The sequence below is a fragment of the Streptomyces sp. SID14478 genome (assembly GCF_010548525.1).
Taxonomy (GTDB): Bacteria; Actinomycetota; Actinomycetes; order Streptomycetales; family Streptomycetaceae; genus Streptomyces.
Genome location: NZ_JAAGMG010000627.1, coordinates 20,281 through 37,755 on the forward strand (window position 1 = coordinate 20,281; position 17,475 = coordinate 37,755).

The following is a 17,475-nucleotide window of genomic DNA, read 5'->3' on the forward strand; positions in this document are numbered from 1 at the left end:
ACGAAGGCCCGGCCGCGCCGTCCGCGACCGGGCCCGTAGCGTGCGGCGATCAGCGTTGCTTCGCGATCGCCTTCTTCAGCGCGACGACCAGCTCGACGCGTCGCTCCTTGCTCGTCATTTTCTGGTCCCGCGCCGTCCACGCGAGCGCGAACCTGTCGACCTGCCGCCAGTCACCGTTCGCCTTCATGGCGTCGACCCAGTGGGCGGCGGCCTTCGGCGTCTTGTATTCGTAGATCGACACCGTGTCCGTGGTGATGAGCTGCGAGCAGTCGTTGGTGCTCGCCTTCTTGCCCGCGGCCTTGTTGGAGCAGGAGGTCGTGTTGTCGGCTGGATTGCCGAGTGTGGTCACGCCGGTTGCATCGGCGAGTTCGACGGAAGCCTGCTTGGCTGTGAGCCCCGCGATCTGCGGCGGTGTGCTGGACACCTTTGCGGTTCCCATCTCAACGCTGGGCTGCGGAGAGACCGGCGTGGCATTCTGCTTGGGCTTGCTCTCACTGCCGCTGTCGGCCGTGCAGGCGGTGAGTGCGAGTGCCGCGGCGGCGAGCAGGGCAGCGGCGATGCGGTGGTTCATGGTCCCCCCCCACGGGTGATGTGCTGACGGCGCATCATCTCTGAATGGTGGGGTGGATGGGTGCTCCTGTGGCTGACCTGTGACAGTCGCTGTTCCTGGGCACGCCAAATCTGCGGCCAGTGCGCATGATCATCATCAAGAAGTCGGCGCCTGATGAATCTCTGCTTCTCCGGCAGAGGATGGACCAGCCAGGCATAGCCCCCCCCCTCGGGCGTGGTGCGCTTGCGTAGCCCTACTCACGCTGCGCCCCTGCCTCGGGACCTGTTGCGCCCTACGCCGACGGGTGGGCAGAGATGATCACTCAAACTTCAGTGGCAATCGGTCAAGGTCCGATGACAGAGGACAGTGTCCTGTGACAGCGAACCTCGAGTCTGCCATCGAAGTTTGAGTGACTGCGTCAGCCCGTTCGGCAAGATCGGGCAGCCTCTGTCCGAGCCAGTTCGGCGTCGTACCGGGTGGCCTCGAAGTGAAAGTCGCGCGGCGGGGTCTCGTCGCGCGGAGCCTTCCAGTCCGCCCAGGACACGGTGCCTACCGTTCGTTGCACGACGGCAGTGAGACCGCCGCAACAGCCAGCCGTACATTCGGGTTCACCGAAGAACAGGCGCCGCGCCTGGCCCGTGGCACGCAGAGGGCTGGGGAGGCCGGCAGGGAACGCGTCCTCGACCAAGGGCCCGCGGCCGCCGTCGCCAACGACTCCGTTCACGGCGCCATGCACCACGTCCTCCCCGTTGACCCAGAACCGCACCTGTGCGGCAAATCGCGGACCCGCGGGCAGCACTCTGATCTCAAGGCGATCGAACATCGATCCACCCTACGGTCAATCGCCGGTGGCACGACTCGGCAGTCATCGGACTTCGATGGCACGCACTCACAGTTCACTGTCACAGGACAGACAGGGCTCACTCCGTCGGCTGTTAGCGCGCCACCTTGCTTCCCTAATCGAACGCGTGGTCTATCTAAAAAGAGACCTGACCACAACAACAGAGGTGGGAGCCATGGCCCGCACGCAACACTGGAAACCCGCCGCCGTCCGGCAAGCAGCAATCGAGCGCGCGCACCGCACCTGGATGATCGAGCAAGGCGACGAACCCACCGTCAGGGACCTCACCGAGTCAGTCGGCGTCGACCCCTCCACAATCAGTCTTCAGCTGAAGCGCATGCGCGCCCGCGGCCTCGAACTGCCCACGCGCGGCTACCGGCCGGGGCGCCGCTGCCCATACTTCGGCGAAGAGCTATGACCACACTCTCCGGCCGCTACCACGTCGCCCTGAGCATCGACCGGAAACCGGTCCTCGAAGGGTGGTGGAACGACGCCGACACTGCCGACGGGAAGTTCGACAAGCCGCACAAGGACCACGAGGACAACGCCGGAGCCCACCTCCTCCTCACCGGGTGGGGCAGCGACCGCGAATGGCCACTCCGAGAGTGGCCTACTCCTCCACCTGCGGGCGACGGCGCACTGTCCACCTGAGCCTCTTCTCGACGTCTTACCGGTTCAAGTCCAGCTCCCGCGCATGCTGGTGACGCGAATCGGTAGAACGATGGCTTCCGGGCTCTGCCTGGTCACAGCAGGCCGGGTTGCTGCCATTCGGTGCCGAGGACGTGATGGTCGAGGAAGTTGAGGCAGGTCTCGTACCACAGGCGCGCGTGGTTCGGCTTCAGGATCCAGTGGTTCTCGTCCGGGAAGTAGAGGTACTTCGCGGGGACTTCGTGCCGCTGCAGTTCCTGGAAGAGGGTGGCGCCCTGCCCGACGGGCACGCGATAGTCCTTGGCGCCGTGGATGACCAGCATCGGGGTGCGGATCTTGGCGGCGTCCAGGTGCGGGGAGTCGGCCTCGTAGCGCTCGGGGCGGGTCAACGGGTCACCGAAGATCCGCTGGAAGTACCAGGGCACATCGGTGTCGCCCTGAAACATCCGCAGGTCCCACAGTCCCGCATGGCTAATGATGGCCTTGAACCGGTCCGTGCTGGTGGCGACCCGGTTCGCCATGTATCCGCCGTACGAGCCGCCGGCGAGGGCCATGCGTGAGGCATCGATGTCGTGGCGGGCCTCGGTCACATCAGTCAGCGCGATCACATCCGTGTACGGGCGTCCGCCCCACTGCCCCCAGCCGCGCCGGTGGTTGATCTGCCCGTAGCCGGTCGACAGGGCTGGATCCGGCAGCAACACCGCATAGCCGCGGGCGGCGAAGGGCCACGGATTCCACCGCCAGGTCCATCCGTTCCAGCTGGACTGCGGTCCGCCGTGGACCGCGACGAGCAGCGGAGCGGGCTGCTCGGCGGTCGCGCCTTCGGGCAGTACGAGCCAACCGCGCAGCGGGAATCCGTCGTCCGCCTCCGTGTGCACCTCGGTGAGTGTGCCGGGCAGCTGGCCGACACTACCCGGGGCCGGCAGCCCGGCCGGCGTCTGGTCGGCGACGTTGGCGTCGATCCGGACGGGTGTCGGCGGCGCGTCGACCGCGTGGCGCAGGGCGTAGAGCGTCCGCCCATCGGGGGCCACGGTCAGCGAGCTGTACGCGCCGGAAGCGGTCAGGCGGGTGACGCTGCCGTCCGGGTCGCGCCGGAAGACAGGCGCGTGCCCCTGCTCATCGGACGTGAAGAACAGTGTGTCGTCCAGCGGTGAACAGACGACGCTACCGGGCCAGTTGTCGTATCCGGGCAGTAGGTCCCGCATCGCGCCGTCGGCCAGATTGATGCGGACGAGAGTCGCTTCCCAGGGGTCGTTGTACGTGGGATAGCGCATCCGGCTGCACACGATGGCCGAGCCGTCGTGTGTGAACCGCGGCCCCTCGTAGAGGTGCTCCTGATCGCCGACGACGTGGATCTCCTCCCCGCTCACCGCGTCGGCCACCACCACGGAGGTGCGGTGCTCGTCCGGGACCCGGCCGGGCACGAACCGGCGGTATGCCACCCGTGTGCCGTCCGGCGACAGGGCCGCGTCCCCCGGGTCCTCGAGTCCGATCCCCTGCCCGCCGGCGTGGACTGGCTCCGCGTTGGCACCGGCACGGACGAATGTGTGCGGCTCCGCCGGGCCGAGGTCGCGGTCCCATGCACGGGTCGGCCCGGTCTCATACAGGATTGCGGTGACCTTGGCGTCCTTTCGCGCCGCGCGCAGCTTGCCGTGCTCCTCGGCGTTGGCGGCACCCGGAAGCAACTCCGCGGTGTGGCACAGCGCGCCGGAGTCACGGGCGACGGTGACCCCGGCGATTCCGCCGGGATGCCGGGCCACGACGACGGCCTCCCCGCGCGGCGGCAGCGCCCACAGAGCGGCACCCTCGTCTTCCTCGCCGTCACCGTCCGCCGGGCGGCTGGACAGGAAGTACAGCGTCCCGTCCGGACCGAACACCGGCCCGGACTCACCCTTGTCGGACCGGGTCAGCCGCAGCGCGTCGCGCTCCCCGGCCGGGTCTATCTCCCACAGTCCGGACACGAATCGCGTCCCGTCCCCGGACAGCGACTGCACGGCGGCTACGAGGCGAGTGCCATCGACGGACAGTGCAAGGGAGTTGACACGCGGGCAGGCGACGAAAGCGGACAGGTCACGGAAGGCGGTCGGGCCACCTGAGGACTCAATCATGGAGGCGATTGTCACCCGTGCACAATGCGGACGGCCAGGGAGCATGTCGTGGGGCGCCCGTCCGTCAGCAGCCCTTCCTCCATGACCGACCGCACATACACGCATGTAACGCCCGTTCGTTCTCGCCATTACCGAGACGCTAAGGTCCCGCGCACGGCCAGCCCGGTGATCGACGACGTCTTTGCCGCCCTGGACGAGCAGACTGAGCGATTTCAGAGTGGCCACTGATCGGGCGACGGGGCGGTGTGGGTTCGGAGTGCGCAACGGACCGGGCTTCCGCGCCGTTGAGGGAGGTGTTCGACGTCTCAACTCAGCAACACAGAAGCCTTGTTGGTTCCAAATCCTGCCGTACTCGACCTGTCTCACGCCCTGATCGAGTGGGTCACGATACTCAGCTCGTTCTTTAACCTCAGTCCGAGTGTGACTTCCGCGTTGTGGCTTCGTGAGCATCGAGTTCTTCTGGGGTTCCGATGAATACCGGGCCACAGCGTGCTGGAAGGTGTTTGACCACCATGGCGATGGCCTCCTGCACTGTGGCCGCCGGGCCCACCGTCTCAGTGCGGAGAGGGCCGGAGACCCAATAGGTGCCTTCGGCCGCGGGCTGGATATAGGGAACGTCCCAGGTCCACGGGAATGCCGTGCAGCGACTGAAGTGCAGCTCGCTCATCCCCGTCCAGGGGAACAACTGCCGCAGGTGCGGCTCCGCGTAGGCCGCTTCAAGGAGTTCGGCGCGTACGCGCCCGTCGTCCCGCACGGCCTGCCAGCCAGCTTCCACGACGGCGTTGCCCGATGAATTCCAGTTCACTGCCCCATCATGCCTGCCGGACTCGAACGGTGTCCCGAACTGAGCCACTCTCCTGGACATTCACCGGACAGATGGGCGGCCCCCGCATGAGGATGCGTTCCGTCACTGAATCGCACTCACACGAAGGCCGCAGGGGTGAGTCTGCTGCACTACGACGCACGGCACGACGCACTCGACTTCACGTCCCACTTTCGGGAGGACTTCTACGCATGCCTGCCCCGGCGCGATGACGCCTTGTTCGAGCTGTGCGACGCGATGCTCTGCGAGGACGGCCCGGTGGCCTCGCCGGTCGATCTGACGCTGGTGGCCGAACACCGGCGTGGGCACGGCGCGTTGTACGACGCGCTCAACCACGGTCGCAGCGACGTGGACAGGCTGCGCAAGGCGCTGGCGATGCTGCCGCAGCCCAAAGCCGCCGACGGGCGCCTGGTCCTGGCGGTCGATGTCTCGCCGTGGCTACGTCCGGACGCACCGACCGGCCCGGACCGCCTGTTCTGCCACGTGACGCCTGCCGGAACGTGGTTCTGGCAGGCAGCTGACGGTATTTCAGCCGTCAGCTGCCTGCCAGGCGTTGCGTTGGGCGTGCTGGGTGCGGGCCTGTTCCAAGGCGGTTTCCAGTGCTTGGCGGATGGCAGGCGACAGCGTGCCGCTCCCGGGCCAGCGGACCACCTGCTCGGCGACCGTGCGCAGCTTGATGTTGAGGTTCTGCGACACGGTGCGCAGGACGGGGAAGCCTTCCTCGGGGTGCAGTGCCCCCAGGGCGATGACGACACCGATGGCCTGGTCGACTATCTCGTGCGAGGTCAGCGCGTTGGTGAGCTGGTCGACCTGCCGTGCAAGGTCGTGCGGAGCGGGCGGACCGGCTTCCCTGTCCGGGGAGTTGACGGGGTCTTGATCTTCCATACGACGCATCATCGCAAGCATCACGTAGACAGTTGCCACCGGGCAACTGTCAGCACACTGGCCGCTCTGCGGAAGAGTTCCGTTCGCCGGTCACGACGATGTCTCAGTTGGCGATCGAGCCCTGCCTACAACTCGTACCAATCGCCTAGTTCGCCACACGTGCCTGTCTGGGCGAAGTCGTGAACAATGCTCCAGGCTCGATCGACGAACAGTGCGAAGTCTCCGGTGAACGCGTGCAGTTCGTCCATGATCAGCACTTCGACCTCAGCGTCCGCTGCCGCGGGGTCATCGCCTACGCGAAGAGACACTCCGCCAGAGTTGTCGAAGAGGTGGAGGACAGCGCGGTCTGCTTTGAAGCCCAGAGCCAGGTAGGGGAGATCGCCATCTGGCCGCCGGATCTCAAGGTAGCCCTGGTCGAAGCCAGTACGGAGGGCCTTGATATGAGCCTCAAGGTCCTGGACAGTCGAGTGCCGTTCGAGCCCTGAGAACCAGCCGGTCTCCAGGGCCGTCGCCGCCCACACCACGCTCACTCCTGCTCCTCCCGTCCGCGTCACGCTACCTGGCCCTCCTCCCTGCCGCTTTCACGGATGTCCGCCCTGTACACACCGGCGGTAGCAGATGAGGGCGCTGGCCAAGCCAGCGAAGGCGAGGAAGTGTTCAGCCTTGCGCTCGTAGCGACGATGCAGTCGGCGGCAGCCGTTCAGCCAGGACATTGTGCGCTCAACCACCCAGCGGTGCCGCCCCAAACGAGCCGACGACTCGACGCCGCGGCGAGCGATACGTGGCACGATCTGTCGGCGCCGCAGCCAGTTGCGCAGGTGGTCGAAGTCGTACCCCTTGTCTGCATGCAGCTTGGTGGGTCGGCGGCGCCTGGGGCCGCGCCGAGAGCGGACGGGTGGGATGCCTCGCATCAGCAGCCCAAGGGCCTGACTGTCGTGGAGGTTGGCGCCGGAGATGCCGATGGAGAGAGGCAGCCCGTTACGGTCACAGATGACGTGAATCTTTGACCCGAGCTTGCCTCGATCGGTCGGATTCGGTCCGGTCAAAGGCCCCCTTTGACCGCCCGGACACTGACCGAGTCGATCGCGCACCGTGACCAGTCCAACTCCCCGCTTGCGCCGAGTCGATCCAGCACCACGCGGTGAAGCTTGGCCCAAACCCGGGCGGCCGACCAGTCGGTGAAGCGCCGGTGCACGGTCTGCCAGGAGGCTCGGAAGACCGGTGGAAGCTGCCGCCAGGCGCAGCCCGACGTGGCGACAAAGATGACCGCAGCGAGTACCGCACGGTCATCACACCTTCGACGGCCCCCGCCCTGCACACGCACCGGCGGCTCCGGCGCCACATTCTGAAAGATCTCCCACAGTCCGTCCGGCACAAGACGCTCGACTATCCCCATGCCCCGTCAACGAACTACAGCCAATCGAGACATCGTCCACATCGGAACGGGGGTCAACCGCGGGGGTGATTTCGCCTCACGTGTGCGAGCGTGCATGTATGCGCATATGTCGAACTCGCCATGGTTATCGGGGTGTTAACAGGATTCATGAGCCGGTGGGGAGCGCGGGCGGGCCGGAGCCGGGGCGCTCTCGCTCCCGGAAGCCGCGCAGCGGCCAGAACGCCTACCGGCTCCGTCAGGGGTCAGCTGCCGATCCCCCAGCTCTGGCGACGCCGCTGCTCGGCGTTCCAGTCCCCGGCTCCGGACAGGCTGACGCAGTCGTCGCTGATCGCGGCATTGTCCGAACGAAGCGTGAGGCACAGCTGGTTGCCACGGTCGTCACGCTCGACCCCGACGATCCGGTAGCTTCCGTCGGCCTGGCGTTCCACGTCCCATCCAGCGTTGTCGGCCTGGTCTGCCGAGCACTTCAGGGGCCAGTTGGTGAACACGGAAGCGCACCGGCCGTTCTGGTGCCCTCTGATCTTGAGGCTGTCAGGTTCCCACAGGGAGGTGACCTTGCTGATGTCCCACCAGGCCGCCAGACCCGCCTCTGCACAGGGCCGCGTCCTCAACATCCCGGGGCTGGACGGCTCGGTCAGGCACTCGCCGTTGAATTCGTTCTTGATGGTGTGAGTCCCTGCGACCGTTACGTCCGGCCCTTTCCCAGCGATGCCGGCGGCAGGGGCGGAGGCGCCGGCCACGCCCGCGCCGACGAGGACGAGGACTGCGGCGCCGACGAGTGCTCCGGCGGTGGGATGGGTGCGGACCATGGGCGGGCTCCTTCGCTGAGGGGTGATGTGCCCGTACGGACACATGGCAGCCGTTCCCCTCCGCATCGGCGGCCACCATGGCTGGCCAAAGGACCACACGATCGGCCGGGCCTGTCTCCGCGATGCCGGGGACATCCACGGGGGGACGCCGAGTGGTTCAAGTACGGACACGAGCAGGACGCGACGCTCGGTGCACGACGGACACGACACCGGGGTAAGGCAGGCCCACCAACGCGCGCAAAGGTCATCAGCGGCGGCTTCAGTCGCAGCAACCAGACCCCGTACTCATGCACCGACGAGACACCTCTCGTGGCAGGCCCGACCAGGGAAACAGCCACCGAATCGCCCTGGAACCCGTCCGGTGAGCCAGTCATCGGGCGGCGAGTTCCAGGAGCTGGGGTTACGGGCACTATTCGGTGCGCAGGCACCGTGCGCCGGTCTCTGGATCTCAGTACCGCCGATCTGACGCGGCGGCCGATTCACCCCGTCCGGTGATCTCGCGAGCGGGACTTCCGGACGCGGGTACCTCACCCAGATGCACACTCACGGCCTCGCAACCGTCCTGGCTTCGTCTTCAGGATTGCCCTGCTGCTCATCATCGTGGGCATCCTCGTCGTCCTGGGCCTACGGCCATGTTCTTCACCGGCCGGCGCCGCGCTGCACGCCGCAAACACCCCAGCACCCCCGCTGCAGGGAGTCCCACCGGTGCCGTGCGCGAATAGGCGCAGCGCGGGACGGGATGGCAGACCCCCGACGACGATCCGGAACAAGGCCACCCCCATCGCTGACTCATCGGCGCCCTCGTGAGGTGTGCAGCCGTCGCGGCCGGGCACGGGAGGGCAGCCGGCCCGGCCGGGTGTGGTCGGCCAGCTGGGGGCGAGCGGTCCTTGTCCTGTTCAAGCACCGCGACCGTTCGCCCTCTTTGAACTGGCTTCGCCGGCCCTGCGGTTGCCGATCTCCGCGGGTGGGGCTATCCGGTATCCCATGATCAGCGAACCGCGTCTCGTCGCCGCCCCGGTGTCTTTGGTGTCCGAGGTGAGCGAACTCCTCGCCTACGGACTCACCAAGAACTGCCCGGCCTCCCGCGAACTGCACACCACGCTGCACACCCTCCGCAGCGACTACCGCGGGAGTCCTGCCGTGCCGCTGCCTGCGGAACTGCTGCCCCGCCTCCAGCGGACCCTGCTCGAACTGTGTATCAGCGCGGGCACGGACTTCCCGCCCGGCGAGAAGATCGTCCGCTTCACCCGTGCCGCCGACCAGATCCGCATCCTCACCCACCCGCACTCCGACACGGGCACGCCAGACCACTCCCCCACCGAAACGGCGTAACCCGAAGAGCGCGGAAAAACTGCTGACGGGGCCAGGCCTGCCGTCCCGGAGCCGCCAGCTCGGAACGTACTCCGGCCCGCCCAGTCCGGCGAACTCTGTCGAGGCCCTCAGGCGGCGAGCAGCCCGGGCCAACGCTGTGAGAGCAGCGGACGCATGTGCCCAGCGGGGTCGAAGACCGCGAGGGCCCAGCAGCACCTGCCACGTCACTCGAGCCGAGGTGGTCCCCGGGGACGGCCGGGGACCACCTCGCTTCACCGGAGGCGGTTGGGGCGGGGGAGCCTTGACGAAACCTCCGGCGAACCAGCCAGTTACCGCATGTGCGGAACGGCGATACAGAAGGTAGCCGACATCTTGCGGCGCCGTCGCCAGACTACGGGCGGCATGGCTGGAAACGATCTACACCTCTGTACCCGGGAGAGGACTGTTCAGGGTGCCCTGCATCCCACCTGGGATGCCTGCTTACATGCTCAGCTGGCCGCCTACGCGACCGCGGCGCCGGACCAGGCCGCGGCATGAAGACTGTCCTGCCAAGAAGAGATCGCACCCCAGATGACATCCTCGTTCTTGCCTCTGGTGACCGGATCCTTGCTGACACGGAACAGTTGAAGGTCGTTGTCACGGTTGCACGGCCGCAGGACCTGCGTGCGCCGCTCGATGGCGCCGTCCCGGACCTGTGCGCATTTGTCGGTCCTTCCTCCCCCGCTGAACTCTCCGCTGCGTTCCACGGGCGTGGAAGCTCTGCGGTGCGGTCGCGATGGTGGAGCGGCGACGTGGAGCGCCTTCACGTGAAGTCCACATCCTCGGCATGACCTTCGCACAGGCCCCAGATGGGCGCTGTGCCTGCGGTCGGAAGCGGCATGGTCCCGCCCTGGACGCCAGGCTGCGGGCGCTGGTTGCCAGGCGGCGGCAACGTGCGCGATGGTTGCCTGAAGGAAATGATTTCTCGAGGTTGTGAGGTGAGGGATTCGCTCAGCGGGTCCTGTAATTTTTGGTCTCCACCCAAGCGCAGACCGCCGCCCATACGGAGCCGGACTTCCCCTGGGCCCGCGCCCCGTACCCCGTGCTGGTCGCTGACGCCGCCGGCGTCCTGCTCCAGCGTAATGACGCTGCGGGGCTACTGCTTCCCGCCGCCGTTCCCGGCGCCCGCCTCGCGGACGTGGCACCGGACTGGCTGACCGCAGCCCACCACGCGATGCACCACAGCCCCGTCCGCAAGCCCGGCCCGGACGCGGTGCGGCCCCTGTCGGGGGAAGTGGACGGGCGCCGTTTCGAGGCGCATCCCAGTACCCGGGACGACGGCACCGTCGCCTGGTGGCTCGTCGACGACACCGACCACCAGCTCACCCGTGACGCACTGCACATGGAGCGTGAGCGGACCGCGTTCCTCGTGAAGTCCTCCAGCCGGCTGCTCTCCTCCCTCAATCTGGGCCGCTGCATGGACGTCACCGCGCAGATGGCTGCCGAGAACCTGGCGGATGCGGCCCTGGCGATCTCCCCGGCCCGCTCCGGCAGGCTGCCGGTGGTGACCTGCCTGCGCGGTGGTGCGCCCACCACGGCGCACGAGGCAGTGAACCCGGATGACGTGCCCGGACTGACCGAGGCGCTGCGCGGCTTTCCCCCGGTGCCCTCGCGCTGGCTCGACCCTGCCTCCGCCTCGAAATGGATGATCCCTGAGGGGTTCGGGCCGGTCGGCTCGATAGTGATCACTCCGTTGCCCGGGCACGGTGTCCCGGCCGGCGCCCTTGTGCTGCTGCGCAAGGCGGGCAGTGCAGCGTTCACCGACGAGGAGGAAGTCTTCGCGCGTCTCTTCGCCGCCCGGGCCGGTGCCGCGTTGTCCGCGGCCCGCCTGTACGCGGAGCAGACAGCCATCACGGAAGTCCTGATGCGTGAGCTGCTGCCGCCCACCCTGCACCAGATCTCCGGGGTGGACTTCGCCGGCAGCTACCGTCCCTCTCAAAACCATGAACGCATCGGCGGCGACTTCTACGACGTGTACCCCGCCGTCACCGAAGGGGAAGCCTCCCTGGTCACTCTGGGGGACGTGTGCGGAAAGGGTCTGGAAGCCGCTGTCCTCACCGGCAAGATCCGGAACACCCTGCACGCGCTGCTGCCGATGGCGGACGACCACCAGCGAATGCTCACACTGCTGAACACCTCCCTGGTGAACTCCCACCACACACGGTTCGCCACGCTGGTCCTGGCCTCCGCCGTCCGCCGCGGCAGCAGCGTCGAGGTCCGCCTCACCAGCGCGGGCCATCCAAAGCCACTGATCATCCGCGCCGACGGCACCGTGGAGGAAGCCGACACCCGCGGCACCCTGGTCGGGGCCCTGCCCGATGTCCCGGCCCGCTCCACCACGATCACCCTCGCTCCCGGCGAGTCCTGCGTCCTGTACACCGACGGCATCACCGAGGCACAGGGCGGGCCGATGGGTGACACCCAGTTCGGCGAGGCCCGCCTGCAGCGCGCCCTCGCCGGGTGCGCCGGGATGCCATCGGAGGGCATCGTGGAGCACGTCCAGATGCTCGCCTCGCAATGGGTCGGCGCCCGCCCCCACGACGACATGGCCGCCGTCGCGATCAGCGCACCGCGCACCCACCACCTCAGCGCCGTGAACGGCCGTACCCGGGGCAGGTTCACCACATGAGCACGCAGATACCGGCCCGCACCACCGACACCGACCACCTCCTGGACCTGGCCGGACAGCTGTGGGCCGCCGTGGCCGCCGCAAACGAGTACGCCGCCACCGACGTCGTCCTGCGCGCCCTGGACGACGGTGTCGATCCCGAGTCCGTCCTGCTGGACGTGATCGCACACGTCCAGGGCAAGGTCGGCCAGGAGTGGGCCGCGAACCGCATCAGCGTCGCCCAGGAACACGCGGCAACCGCGATCAACGAGCGCGTCGTCGGCGCGCTGAGCCTGCACCCCGCCGCCCGCACCCCCGTGTCACGGGGCCGCATCACCGTTGCGTGCGTGGACGGGGAATGGCACGCCCTGCCCGCCCGGCTGGTGGCCGAGGTCCTCAAGCTGCGCGGCTGGCAGGTCGACTACCTCGGGGCCCAAGTTCCCGCCCCGCACCTCATCTCCCACCTGCACGCCACCCACGCCGACGCGGTCGCCCTGTCCAGCTCGATCGCGACCCGCCTGCCGACCGCGCACGCGGCGATCACCGCCTGCCAGGCCGTCGGCGTACCCGTCCTGGTCGGCGGCGCTGCCTTCGGACCCGACGGCCAGTACGCGAAACTCCTCGGCGCCCAGGCCTGGGCCCCCGACGCCCGCGCCGCCGCCGACCGGCTCGCTGAGGGACCGCTGCCAACCCCCGGGATCGACCACCAGCAGATGGACGACCTGCCGCACCTGGGCGACCAGGAATACACCCTGGTCGCCCGCAACAGCGACAGCCTGGTGCGCACCGTCTTCCAGGCCCTCCAGGACGCCTTCCCGGCCATGCGCACCTACGACGACATGCAACGCGAGCGCACCGCGGAAGACCTCGCACACATCGTGGAATTCCTCGCCACCGCCCTCTATCTCGGCGACGAGAGCCTGTTCACCTGGTTCCTCACCTGGACCGCGGACATCCTCGTCGCCCGCGGGGTGCCCGCGCGGTCCCTGCCGCCGGCCCTGAATCTGTTCGCCCGCGAACTCAGAGACTTCCCCCGGGCCACCCACATGCTGCAACGCGGCATCGAAGCCCTCACCACCACCGCATCCGCCGACGCCGGAAAGCCCGCATGACCACGCTGCCTCCCACCCTGCGCCTGACCCTCGTCGACACCGAGGACAGACTCCGCATCGAGATGTCCGGCGACCTCGACTACGACCACGCCGAGCTCCTTTTGGGTGAGGTCACCGATCAGCTCGCCGCCCGGCCGCATCTGACGGACCTGCACCTGCACTGCGCCGGGGTCGGCGCCGTCGACTCCATGGGGCTGTCCGTCCTGCTGATGATCGCGCGAAGAGCCGGCGAAGCGGGCGTGCGCCTGCACCTGGAAGACCGGTCCGCACGCCTGGACCGGCTCCTGACCACCACCGGTACCCTCGACTACCTCACGGCAACGGCCCCCACCACCACCGCCGCGAACCCGCACCACACCACCCCGCCTCCCGCTGCCAGCAGCAAGGCAAGCGCGGCCCGCCCCACACGGCCCGACGGCACGACCTGAGGCACTGCCCGGGACCCACCCCCGGGCACAAGCACCACCGACCGGGGAGCCATGCCCACGCCAGACGCCACCCCCAGCAACGTCACCGCCGCAGCCATCCACTCCGCCAGCCACATCACCGAACTCCTCGACGTGATGTGGGAACGCGCCCGGGACGCCACCGCACACACCACCACCCCTGTCTCCACCTCCCAGCTGCGGCTGATGCACGTCGTGGACCGCCAGGACAGCATCCGGATGCGCGCGGTCTGCCGCCTGCTGGCATCCTCACCACCCAACGTCAGCCGCATGTGCGACCGCCTCCAGGCCATCGGCTTCCTGGAACGTCTGCCCTGCCCCGACAGCGGCCGCGAGATCACCCTGCGCCTCAGCCCGCCCGGCAAACAGCACCTTCAAAACATCCGCAAGCAGCGTGAAACCATGCTCCACCACGCCATCGACCACCTCCCCCTGGCCGACCGCCGCGCACTGGCCCAGGGACTCGCCGGACTCGCCGCCCAGCTCACCGCGGACCCCGGCAAAGAACCCAGCAGACCCACCCCCACCGTCGCTTGAGGGTTCCTTCAGCCGCTTATCGGGACCGCTCCGAGGTCGACGCCACCTGTGACGTAGCGCGAAGGGGCAGCGGGAGCGGGACATCCTCCAGAAGATCCGGGAGCTGGCCGAGCGTTGCGCGGAAACCACGAGCCTGGAACTCCACCTCCAGGGCGACTAAGCGTTACCCATAGCCACTGACCAAGAGCGAGATTCTCATGATGTGGCTGGAGTGAGCCTCGCGTCGGAGCCGTCCCTGAGAGGTCCGTTCATTGGGCTGAGCCCGCGCTGCTTGGGCAAGTGGGTGGCTGCTGCGCGGCGTAAGACGGCTGCCGCACTCACACGCGGGCGGCCCTGGAAACTCCCGCTGGAGGACCGGATTTCGCTGGTCGCGGCCTAATCGCCCGCAGCCGTCGCCCCCCTCTCTCAGTGACAGACGCCGTTCTACTCGGCCGGGATCCCCTGGCCTGAGGGGGCGATCCCACGGTGGCGTGATCGCCGTGACGTGGGGGGGGCAGGAACTTCCGCTGCTCCCGTTGACCGATGACGTGGCCGGACCTGAGGCACCCACCGTCACCATTCCCGCAGAGGTGGTGACAACTACAGGCGACGGGAGCGTCTTCAGACACGGCAGCCTGCTGCCTACGCGGGTTCGATCAGCCGACCCCGGTGGTCTTGGTCTCGATGACCGCGCGCAGGGACGCGGAGGTGCGGTCGATATGCCGGACCAGAAGCTCGACCGCCACGCGGGCGTCCCTGGCGAGAGCCGCGTCCAGCAGCTCCTGGTGTTCGCGGGCCACATCCCGGTCGTAGTCGTGCCCCACGGGGACCGACCATCGCCGGTAGATGGTCGCGGCGTCCCTCAGGGCCATGGCGACCGCCAGGAGCCGGTCGTTGCCGCAGCCGTCGAGCAGCGACTGGTGGAACTGCTCGTGCACGGCGAACCACTCCGCGCTCAGGCTGCCGTCGGGCAAGGCGACGGGAGTGTTGGCCAGTTGGTGGTGGGCAGCGACGGCGGCCGCCTCCCACTTGATGTCCCCGCGCTCGATGGACAGGCGCAGGACCATGGACTCGATCTCCGCGCGGGCCTCGGTGAGTTCGTCCAGGTGCTGGAGCGAGAGGGCGACGACGCTGAAGCCCTGTTGCGGGGCGGACACCACGAGGCCCTGTTCGGACAGGCGGGTCAGCGCTTCTCGGATGACCGACTGGCTGACTTCGAAGCGCCGCGAGAGCTCGACCAGCCGGAGACGCTGCCCCGGGCTCAATGTGCCCTGGAAGATCTCTTCCCGGATCTGTGCGTGTACCGCGGCCGCGCGCGTCGTTTTTACTCCCGCCATGGTCGACAACTCTAACAGTAAAGCGCCAGGTCGACAGATTATCGTTAATCTATTGCGTTAGAGAGAATCTCTGTGAACACTGGGTTTCGTAAGCAGTCGACGAGGACGAGACCGCAGGAGTGCACATGCGCATGGCGAACATCGACGGTCGGTTGTCTGTGCGCCTACCCGGCGGCTTTCGGGATGTCGCCGACGCGAGCGGTGGCCGGTTCGGCCCCGACCCGCAGCAGGCATTCGCCGACTGGGACGCCTTCCTCACCTGGGCGAAGGAGCACGCTGACAGCGGGCAGCCGGGCTCCGCTCGCCACCTCACCCCCGACGCAAGCACTGTGTGGGGTCCCCCTGTCCCCCGCCCTGCCCAGATCTTCGCCATCGGGCTCAACTACCGAGACCACGTCGCCGAGTCCGGGTTGACCATCCCGGAGGAACCGGCCGTCTTCACCAAGTTCGTGACCTCGCTCACCGGTCACGAACAGAAGGTGAGCCTGCCCGAGGGACTGGTCGACTGGGAGGTCGAACTCGTCGTCGCCATCGGGCGCCACTGCCGTCTCGCCACCCGCGAGAACGCCTGGTCCCACGTCGCCGGAGTCACCGTGGGCCAGGACCTGTCCGAGCGACGGCTCCAGCTCACGGGACCCGCACCCCAGTTCTCCCTGGGCAAGTCGTACCCGGGCTTCGCGCCACTGGGCCCCGAGCTGGTCACCGTCGACGAGCTCGCAGACCCGGACGACCTGGAGATCGGCTGCGCCCTCGAAGGCGACGAGGTGCTCCAGAAGGGCCGCACGTCCAGCATGATCTTCGACGTCCCGGAGCTGATCGTCCGTCTTTCGGCGGTCTGCCCACTGCTACCCGGCGACCTCATCTTCACCGGCACGCCTGCCGGTGTCGGCGGGGCCCGTGATCCGCAGAAGTTCCTCGCTCCCGGGGACGTCCTCGTCAGCTGGATCGAAGGAGTCGGCGAACTCCGCAACCCCCTGCACCGCGCCTGAACGACCGCATCCACCCCTGCGAGAAGCCGTCCCTCCAAAGAGAGCCGACCGCCATGCCACTGCACCGCCTGACCCAGATCGTCATGGGCGTACCCAACGTCGAGCAGACCGCCGCCTACTACCAGGACTTCGGCCTGACCCCGAGTGGAGGGCCGCTGGATACGGGAGCTCCGGACAGCGGTCCGGTCGACGCCCCCGCTGCCACGACGCACAAAAATGGTCAGCGCTTCCGCACAGTGGACGGCGGTGAGCAGCTGCGCATCGTGCGGACACCGCGACGACGCCTGGTCGAGCTCGGTGTGGGCGTGGACGATCCCGACGACCTCAACCGCGTGACGGCTTCGCTGGCCCTGCTCGGCGTCGCGGCCGACCGCACGCCGTCCGCCGTCGCGGCCGTCGACCCCGGTACCGAGGTACGGGTCCGCGTCGAGCTCTCTCCGCGTTACCAGCAGACGGCCACGCCCCTGCCTGCGTACAACGCCCCCGGCATCAACACCCGCCTCCAGGAGCGCGCCGCGGGCATCCTGCGCGAAGCTCCGGTCCAGCCCCGCAAGTTGGGGCACGTCGTGCTCGGCTCCACCGACCAGGAGTTCTCCCAGCGGTTCTTCCAGGAGGGGATCGGCTTCAAGGTGAGCGACACCGTCAAGGGCCTGGCCGCTTTCATGCGCTGCTCAAGCGACCACCACAACGTGCTGGTGCAGCAGGCGCCGGTCCCCTACCTCCACCACACGTCCTGGCAGGTCGACGACGTCGACGAGGTGGGCCGCGGTGCGACGGCGATGCTGCAGGCCGACCCGGACCGGCACACCTGGGGGCTGGGCCGCCACTTCATCGGCTCCAACTTCTTCTGGTACCTCAAGGACCCGGCCGGCACGTTCTCCGAGTACTACTCCGACCTGGACTGCATCGTCGACGACGCGCTGTGGACGCCGGGCCAGTGGGAGGGTGCCAAGTCGCTCTGGGCCTGGGGCCCGCCGCCTCCACCGTCCTTCCTCGCCCCCGAGGATCTCGCGGACCTCATGACCGGCGCCCACAGCGGCCCGACGAAGTAGGAGCC

General features: G+C 68.2%; 18 protein-coding genes and 2 pseudogenes. 11 read left to right on the forward strand and 9 right to left on the reverse strand.

Features of this window, described 5'->3' with window-relative positions; all coding sequences use genetic code 11:
• Nucleotides 1-49: 49 nt before the first annotated feature.
• Nucleotides 50-571 carry a hypothetical protein gene (locus G3I40_RS20545; protein ID WP_164303591.1) on the reverse strand — a complete coding sequence of 174 codons (522 nt, stop codon included), beginning with the start codon at nt 569-571 and terminating at the stop codon, nt 50-52.
• 995 nt (nt 572-1,566) lie between these two features.
• Between G3I40_RS20545 and G3I40_RS20550 the strand changes: the two genes are divergently transcribed.
• The gene (locus G3I40_RS20550; protein WP_164303592.1) at nt 1,567-1,809 is read left to right on the forward strand and encodes a helix-turn-helix domain-containing protein; all 243 of its coding nucleotides are present in this window, start codon (nt 1,567-1,569) and stop codon (nt 1,807-1,809) included.
• On the forward strand, nt 1,806-2,042 hold the full coding sequence (locus G3I40_RS20555) for a hypothetical protein (RefSeq protein WP_164303593.1): 237 nt from the start codon (nt 1,806-1,808) through the stop codon (nt 2,040-2,042). Before G3I40_RS20550 ends, G3I40_RS20555 begins: the two co-directional genes overlap by 4 nt.
• Before the next feature lie 92 nt (nt 2,043-2,134).
• Here the strand turns inward: G3I40_RS20555 and G3I40_RS20560 are convergent, their stop codons facing one another.
• A complete protein-coding gene (locus tag G3I40_RS20560; protein ID WP_164303594.1) occupies nt 2,135-4,147 on the reverse strand; it encodes a S9 family peptidase in 2,013 nt (670 codons plus the stop codon).
• A 409-nt stretch (nt 4,148-4,556) separates the two neighbouring features.
• The gene (locus G3I40_RS47225) at nt 4,557-4,952 is read right to left on the reverse strand and encodes a DUF6193 family natural product biosynthesis protein (protein WP_343244972.1); all 396 of its coding nucleotides are present in this window, start codon (nt 4,950-4,952) and stop codon (nt 4,557-4,559) included.
• A gap of 141 nt (nt 4,953-5,093) precedes the next feature.
• Here G3I40_RS47225 and G3I40_RS20570 point away from each other — a divergent pair.
• Nucleotides 5,094-5,456 (forward strand): annotated as a pseudogene (locus G3I40_RS20570) (transposase); the annotation flags it as partial.
• 42 nt (nt 5,457-5,498) lie between these two features.
• Here the strand turns inward: G3I40_RS20570 and G3I40_RS20575 are convergent.
• From G3I40_RS20575 to G3I40_RS20590, 4 genes are all read right to left on the reverse strand, one after another.
• Nucleotides 5,499-5,855 carry an ANTAR domain-containing protein gene (locus tag G3I40_RS20575; protein WP_164303595.1) on the reverse strand — a complete coding sequence of 119 codons (357 nt, stop codon included), beginning with the start codon at nt 5,853-5,855 and terminating at the stop codon, nt 5,499-5,501.
• A gap of 125 nt (nt 5,856-5,980) precedes the next feature.
• Nucleotides 5,981-6,385: a hypothetical protein gene (locus G3I40_RS20580; RefSeq protein ID WP_164303596.1), complete on the reverse strand. Its 405-nt coding sequence runs from the start codon at nt 6,383-6,385 to the stop codon at nt 5,981-5,983.
• A gap of 51 nt (nt 6,386-6,436) precedes the next feature.
• Nucleotides 6,437-7,251, reverse strand: a protein-coding gene (locus G3I40_RS20585) for an IS5 family transposase (protein WP_164303597.1) whose coding sequence is annotated in 2 segments (ribosomal slippage) — nt 6,437-6,903 and nt 6,903-7,251 — 816 coding nt in all. Because the reading frame shifts where the segments join, the coding sequence is not laid out codon by codon here.
• 242 nt (nt 7,252-7,493) lie between these two features.
• The gene (locus G3I40_RS20590; protein ID WP_164303598.1) at nt 7,494-8,060 is read right to left on the reverse strand and encodes a hypothetical protein; all 567 of its coding nucleotides are present in this window, start codon (nt 8,058-8,060) and stop codon (nt 7,494-7,496) included.
• Between the two features lie 984 nt (nt 8,061-9,044).
• On the opposite strand from G3I40_RS20590, the gene G3I40_RS20595 reads away from it, so the two are divergent.
• On the forward strand, nt 9,045-9,392 hold the full coding sequence (locus G3I40_RS20595; protein WP_164303599.1) for a hypothetical protein: 348 nt from the start codon (nt 9,045-9,047) through the stop codon (nt 9,390-9,392).
• A 479-nt stretch (nt 9,393-9,871) separates the two neighbouring features.
• Here the strand turns inward: G3I40_RS20595 and G3I40_RS20600 are convergent, their stop codons facing one another.
• Nucleotides 9,872-10,117, reverse strand: a complete 246-nt coding sequence (locus tag G3I40_RS20600; protein WP_164303600.1) for a hypothetical protein — start codon at nt 10,115-10,117, stop codon at nt 9,872-9,874.
• Nucleotides 10,118-10,452: 335 nt separating this feature from the next.
• On the opposite strand from G3I40_RS20600, the gene G3I40_RS20605 reads away from it, so the two are divergent.
• From G3I40_RS20605 to G3I40_RS47230, 5 genes and pseudogenes are all read left to right on the forward strand, one after another.
• Nucleotides 10,453-12,039, forward strand: a complete 1,587-nt coding sequence (locus tag G3I40_RS20605; RefSeq protein ID WP_164303649.1) for a PP2C family protein-serine/threonine phosphatase — start codon at nt 10,453-10,455, stop codon at nt 12,037-12,039.
• Nucleotides 12,036-13,130: a cobalamin-dependent protein gene (locus G3I40_RS20610; RefSeq protein WP_164303601.1), complete on the forward strand. Its 1,095-nt coding sequence runs from the start codon at nt 12,036-12,038 to the stop codon at nt 13,128-13,130. The genes G3I40_RS20605 and G3I40_RS20610 overlap by 4 nt, the downstream gene beginning before the upstream one ends.
• The gene (locus G3I40_RS20615; protein ID WP_164303602.1) at nt 13,127-13,558 is read left to right on the forward strand and encodes an STAS domain-containing protein; all 432 of its coding nucleotides are present in this window, start codon (nt 13,127-13,129) and stop codon (nt 13,556-13,558) included. The genes G3I40_RS20610 and G3I40_RS20615 overlap by 4 nt, the downstream gene beginning before the upstream one ends.
• Nucleotides 13,559-13,609: 51 nt before the next feature.
• Nucleotides 13,610-14,113 (forward strand): MarR family transcriptional regulator, encoded by a 504-nt coding sequence (locus G3I40_RS20620; RefSeq protein ID WP_164303603.1) that lies wholly within the window; start codon nt 13,610-13,612, stop codon nt 14,111-14,113.
• Nucleotides 14,114-14,315: 202 nt separating this feature from the next.
• A pseudogene (locus G3I40_RS47230) lies at nt 14,316-14,489 on the forward strand (IS5/IS1182 family transposase); the annotation flags it as partial.
• A 259-nt stretch (nt 14,490-14,748) separates the two neighbouring features.
• On the opposite strand, the gene G3I40_RS20625 reads toward G3I40_RS47230, so the two are convergent.
• On the reverse strand, nt 14,749-15,429 hold the full coding sequence (locus tag G3I40_RS20625; RefSeq protein WP_164303604.1) for a GntR family transcriptional regulator: 681 nt from the start codon (nt 15,427-15,429) through the stop codon (nt 14,749-14,751).
• 125 nt (nt 15,430-15,554) lie between these two features.
• On the opposite strand from G3I40_RS20625, the gene G3I40_RS20630 reads away from it, so the two are divergent.
• Complete coding sequence (locus G3I40_RS20630) at nt 15,555-16,418, forward strand: fumarylacetoacetate hydrolase family protein (RefSeq protein WP_164303605.1); 864 nt, start codon at nt 15,555-15,557, stop codon at nt 16,416-16,418.
• Between the two features lie 53 nt (nt 16,419-16,471).
• Nucleotides 16,472-17,470, forward strand: a complete 999-nt coding sequence (locus G3I40_RS20635; RefSeq protein WP_164303606.1) for a VOC family protein — start codon at nt 16,472-16,474, stop codon at nt 17,468-17,470.
• Nucleotides 17,471-17,475: the final 5 nt, after the last annotated feature.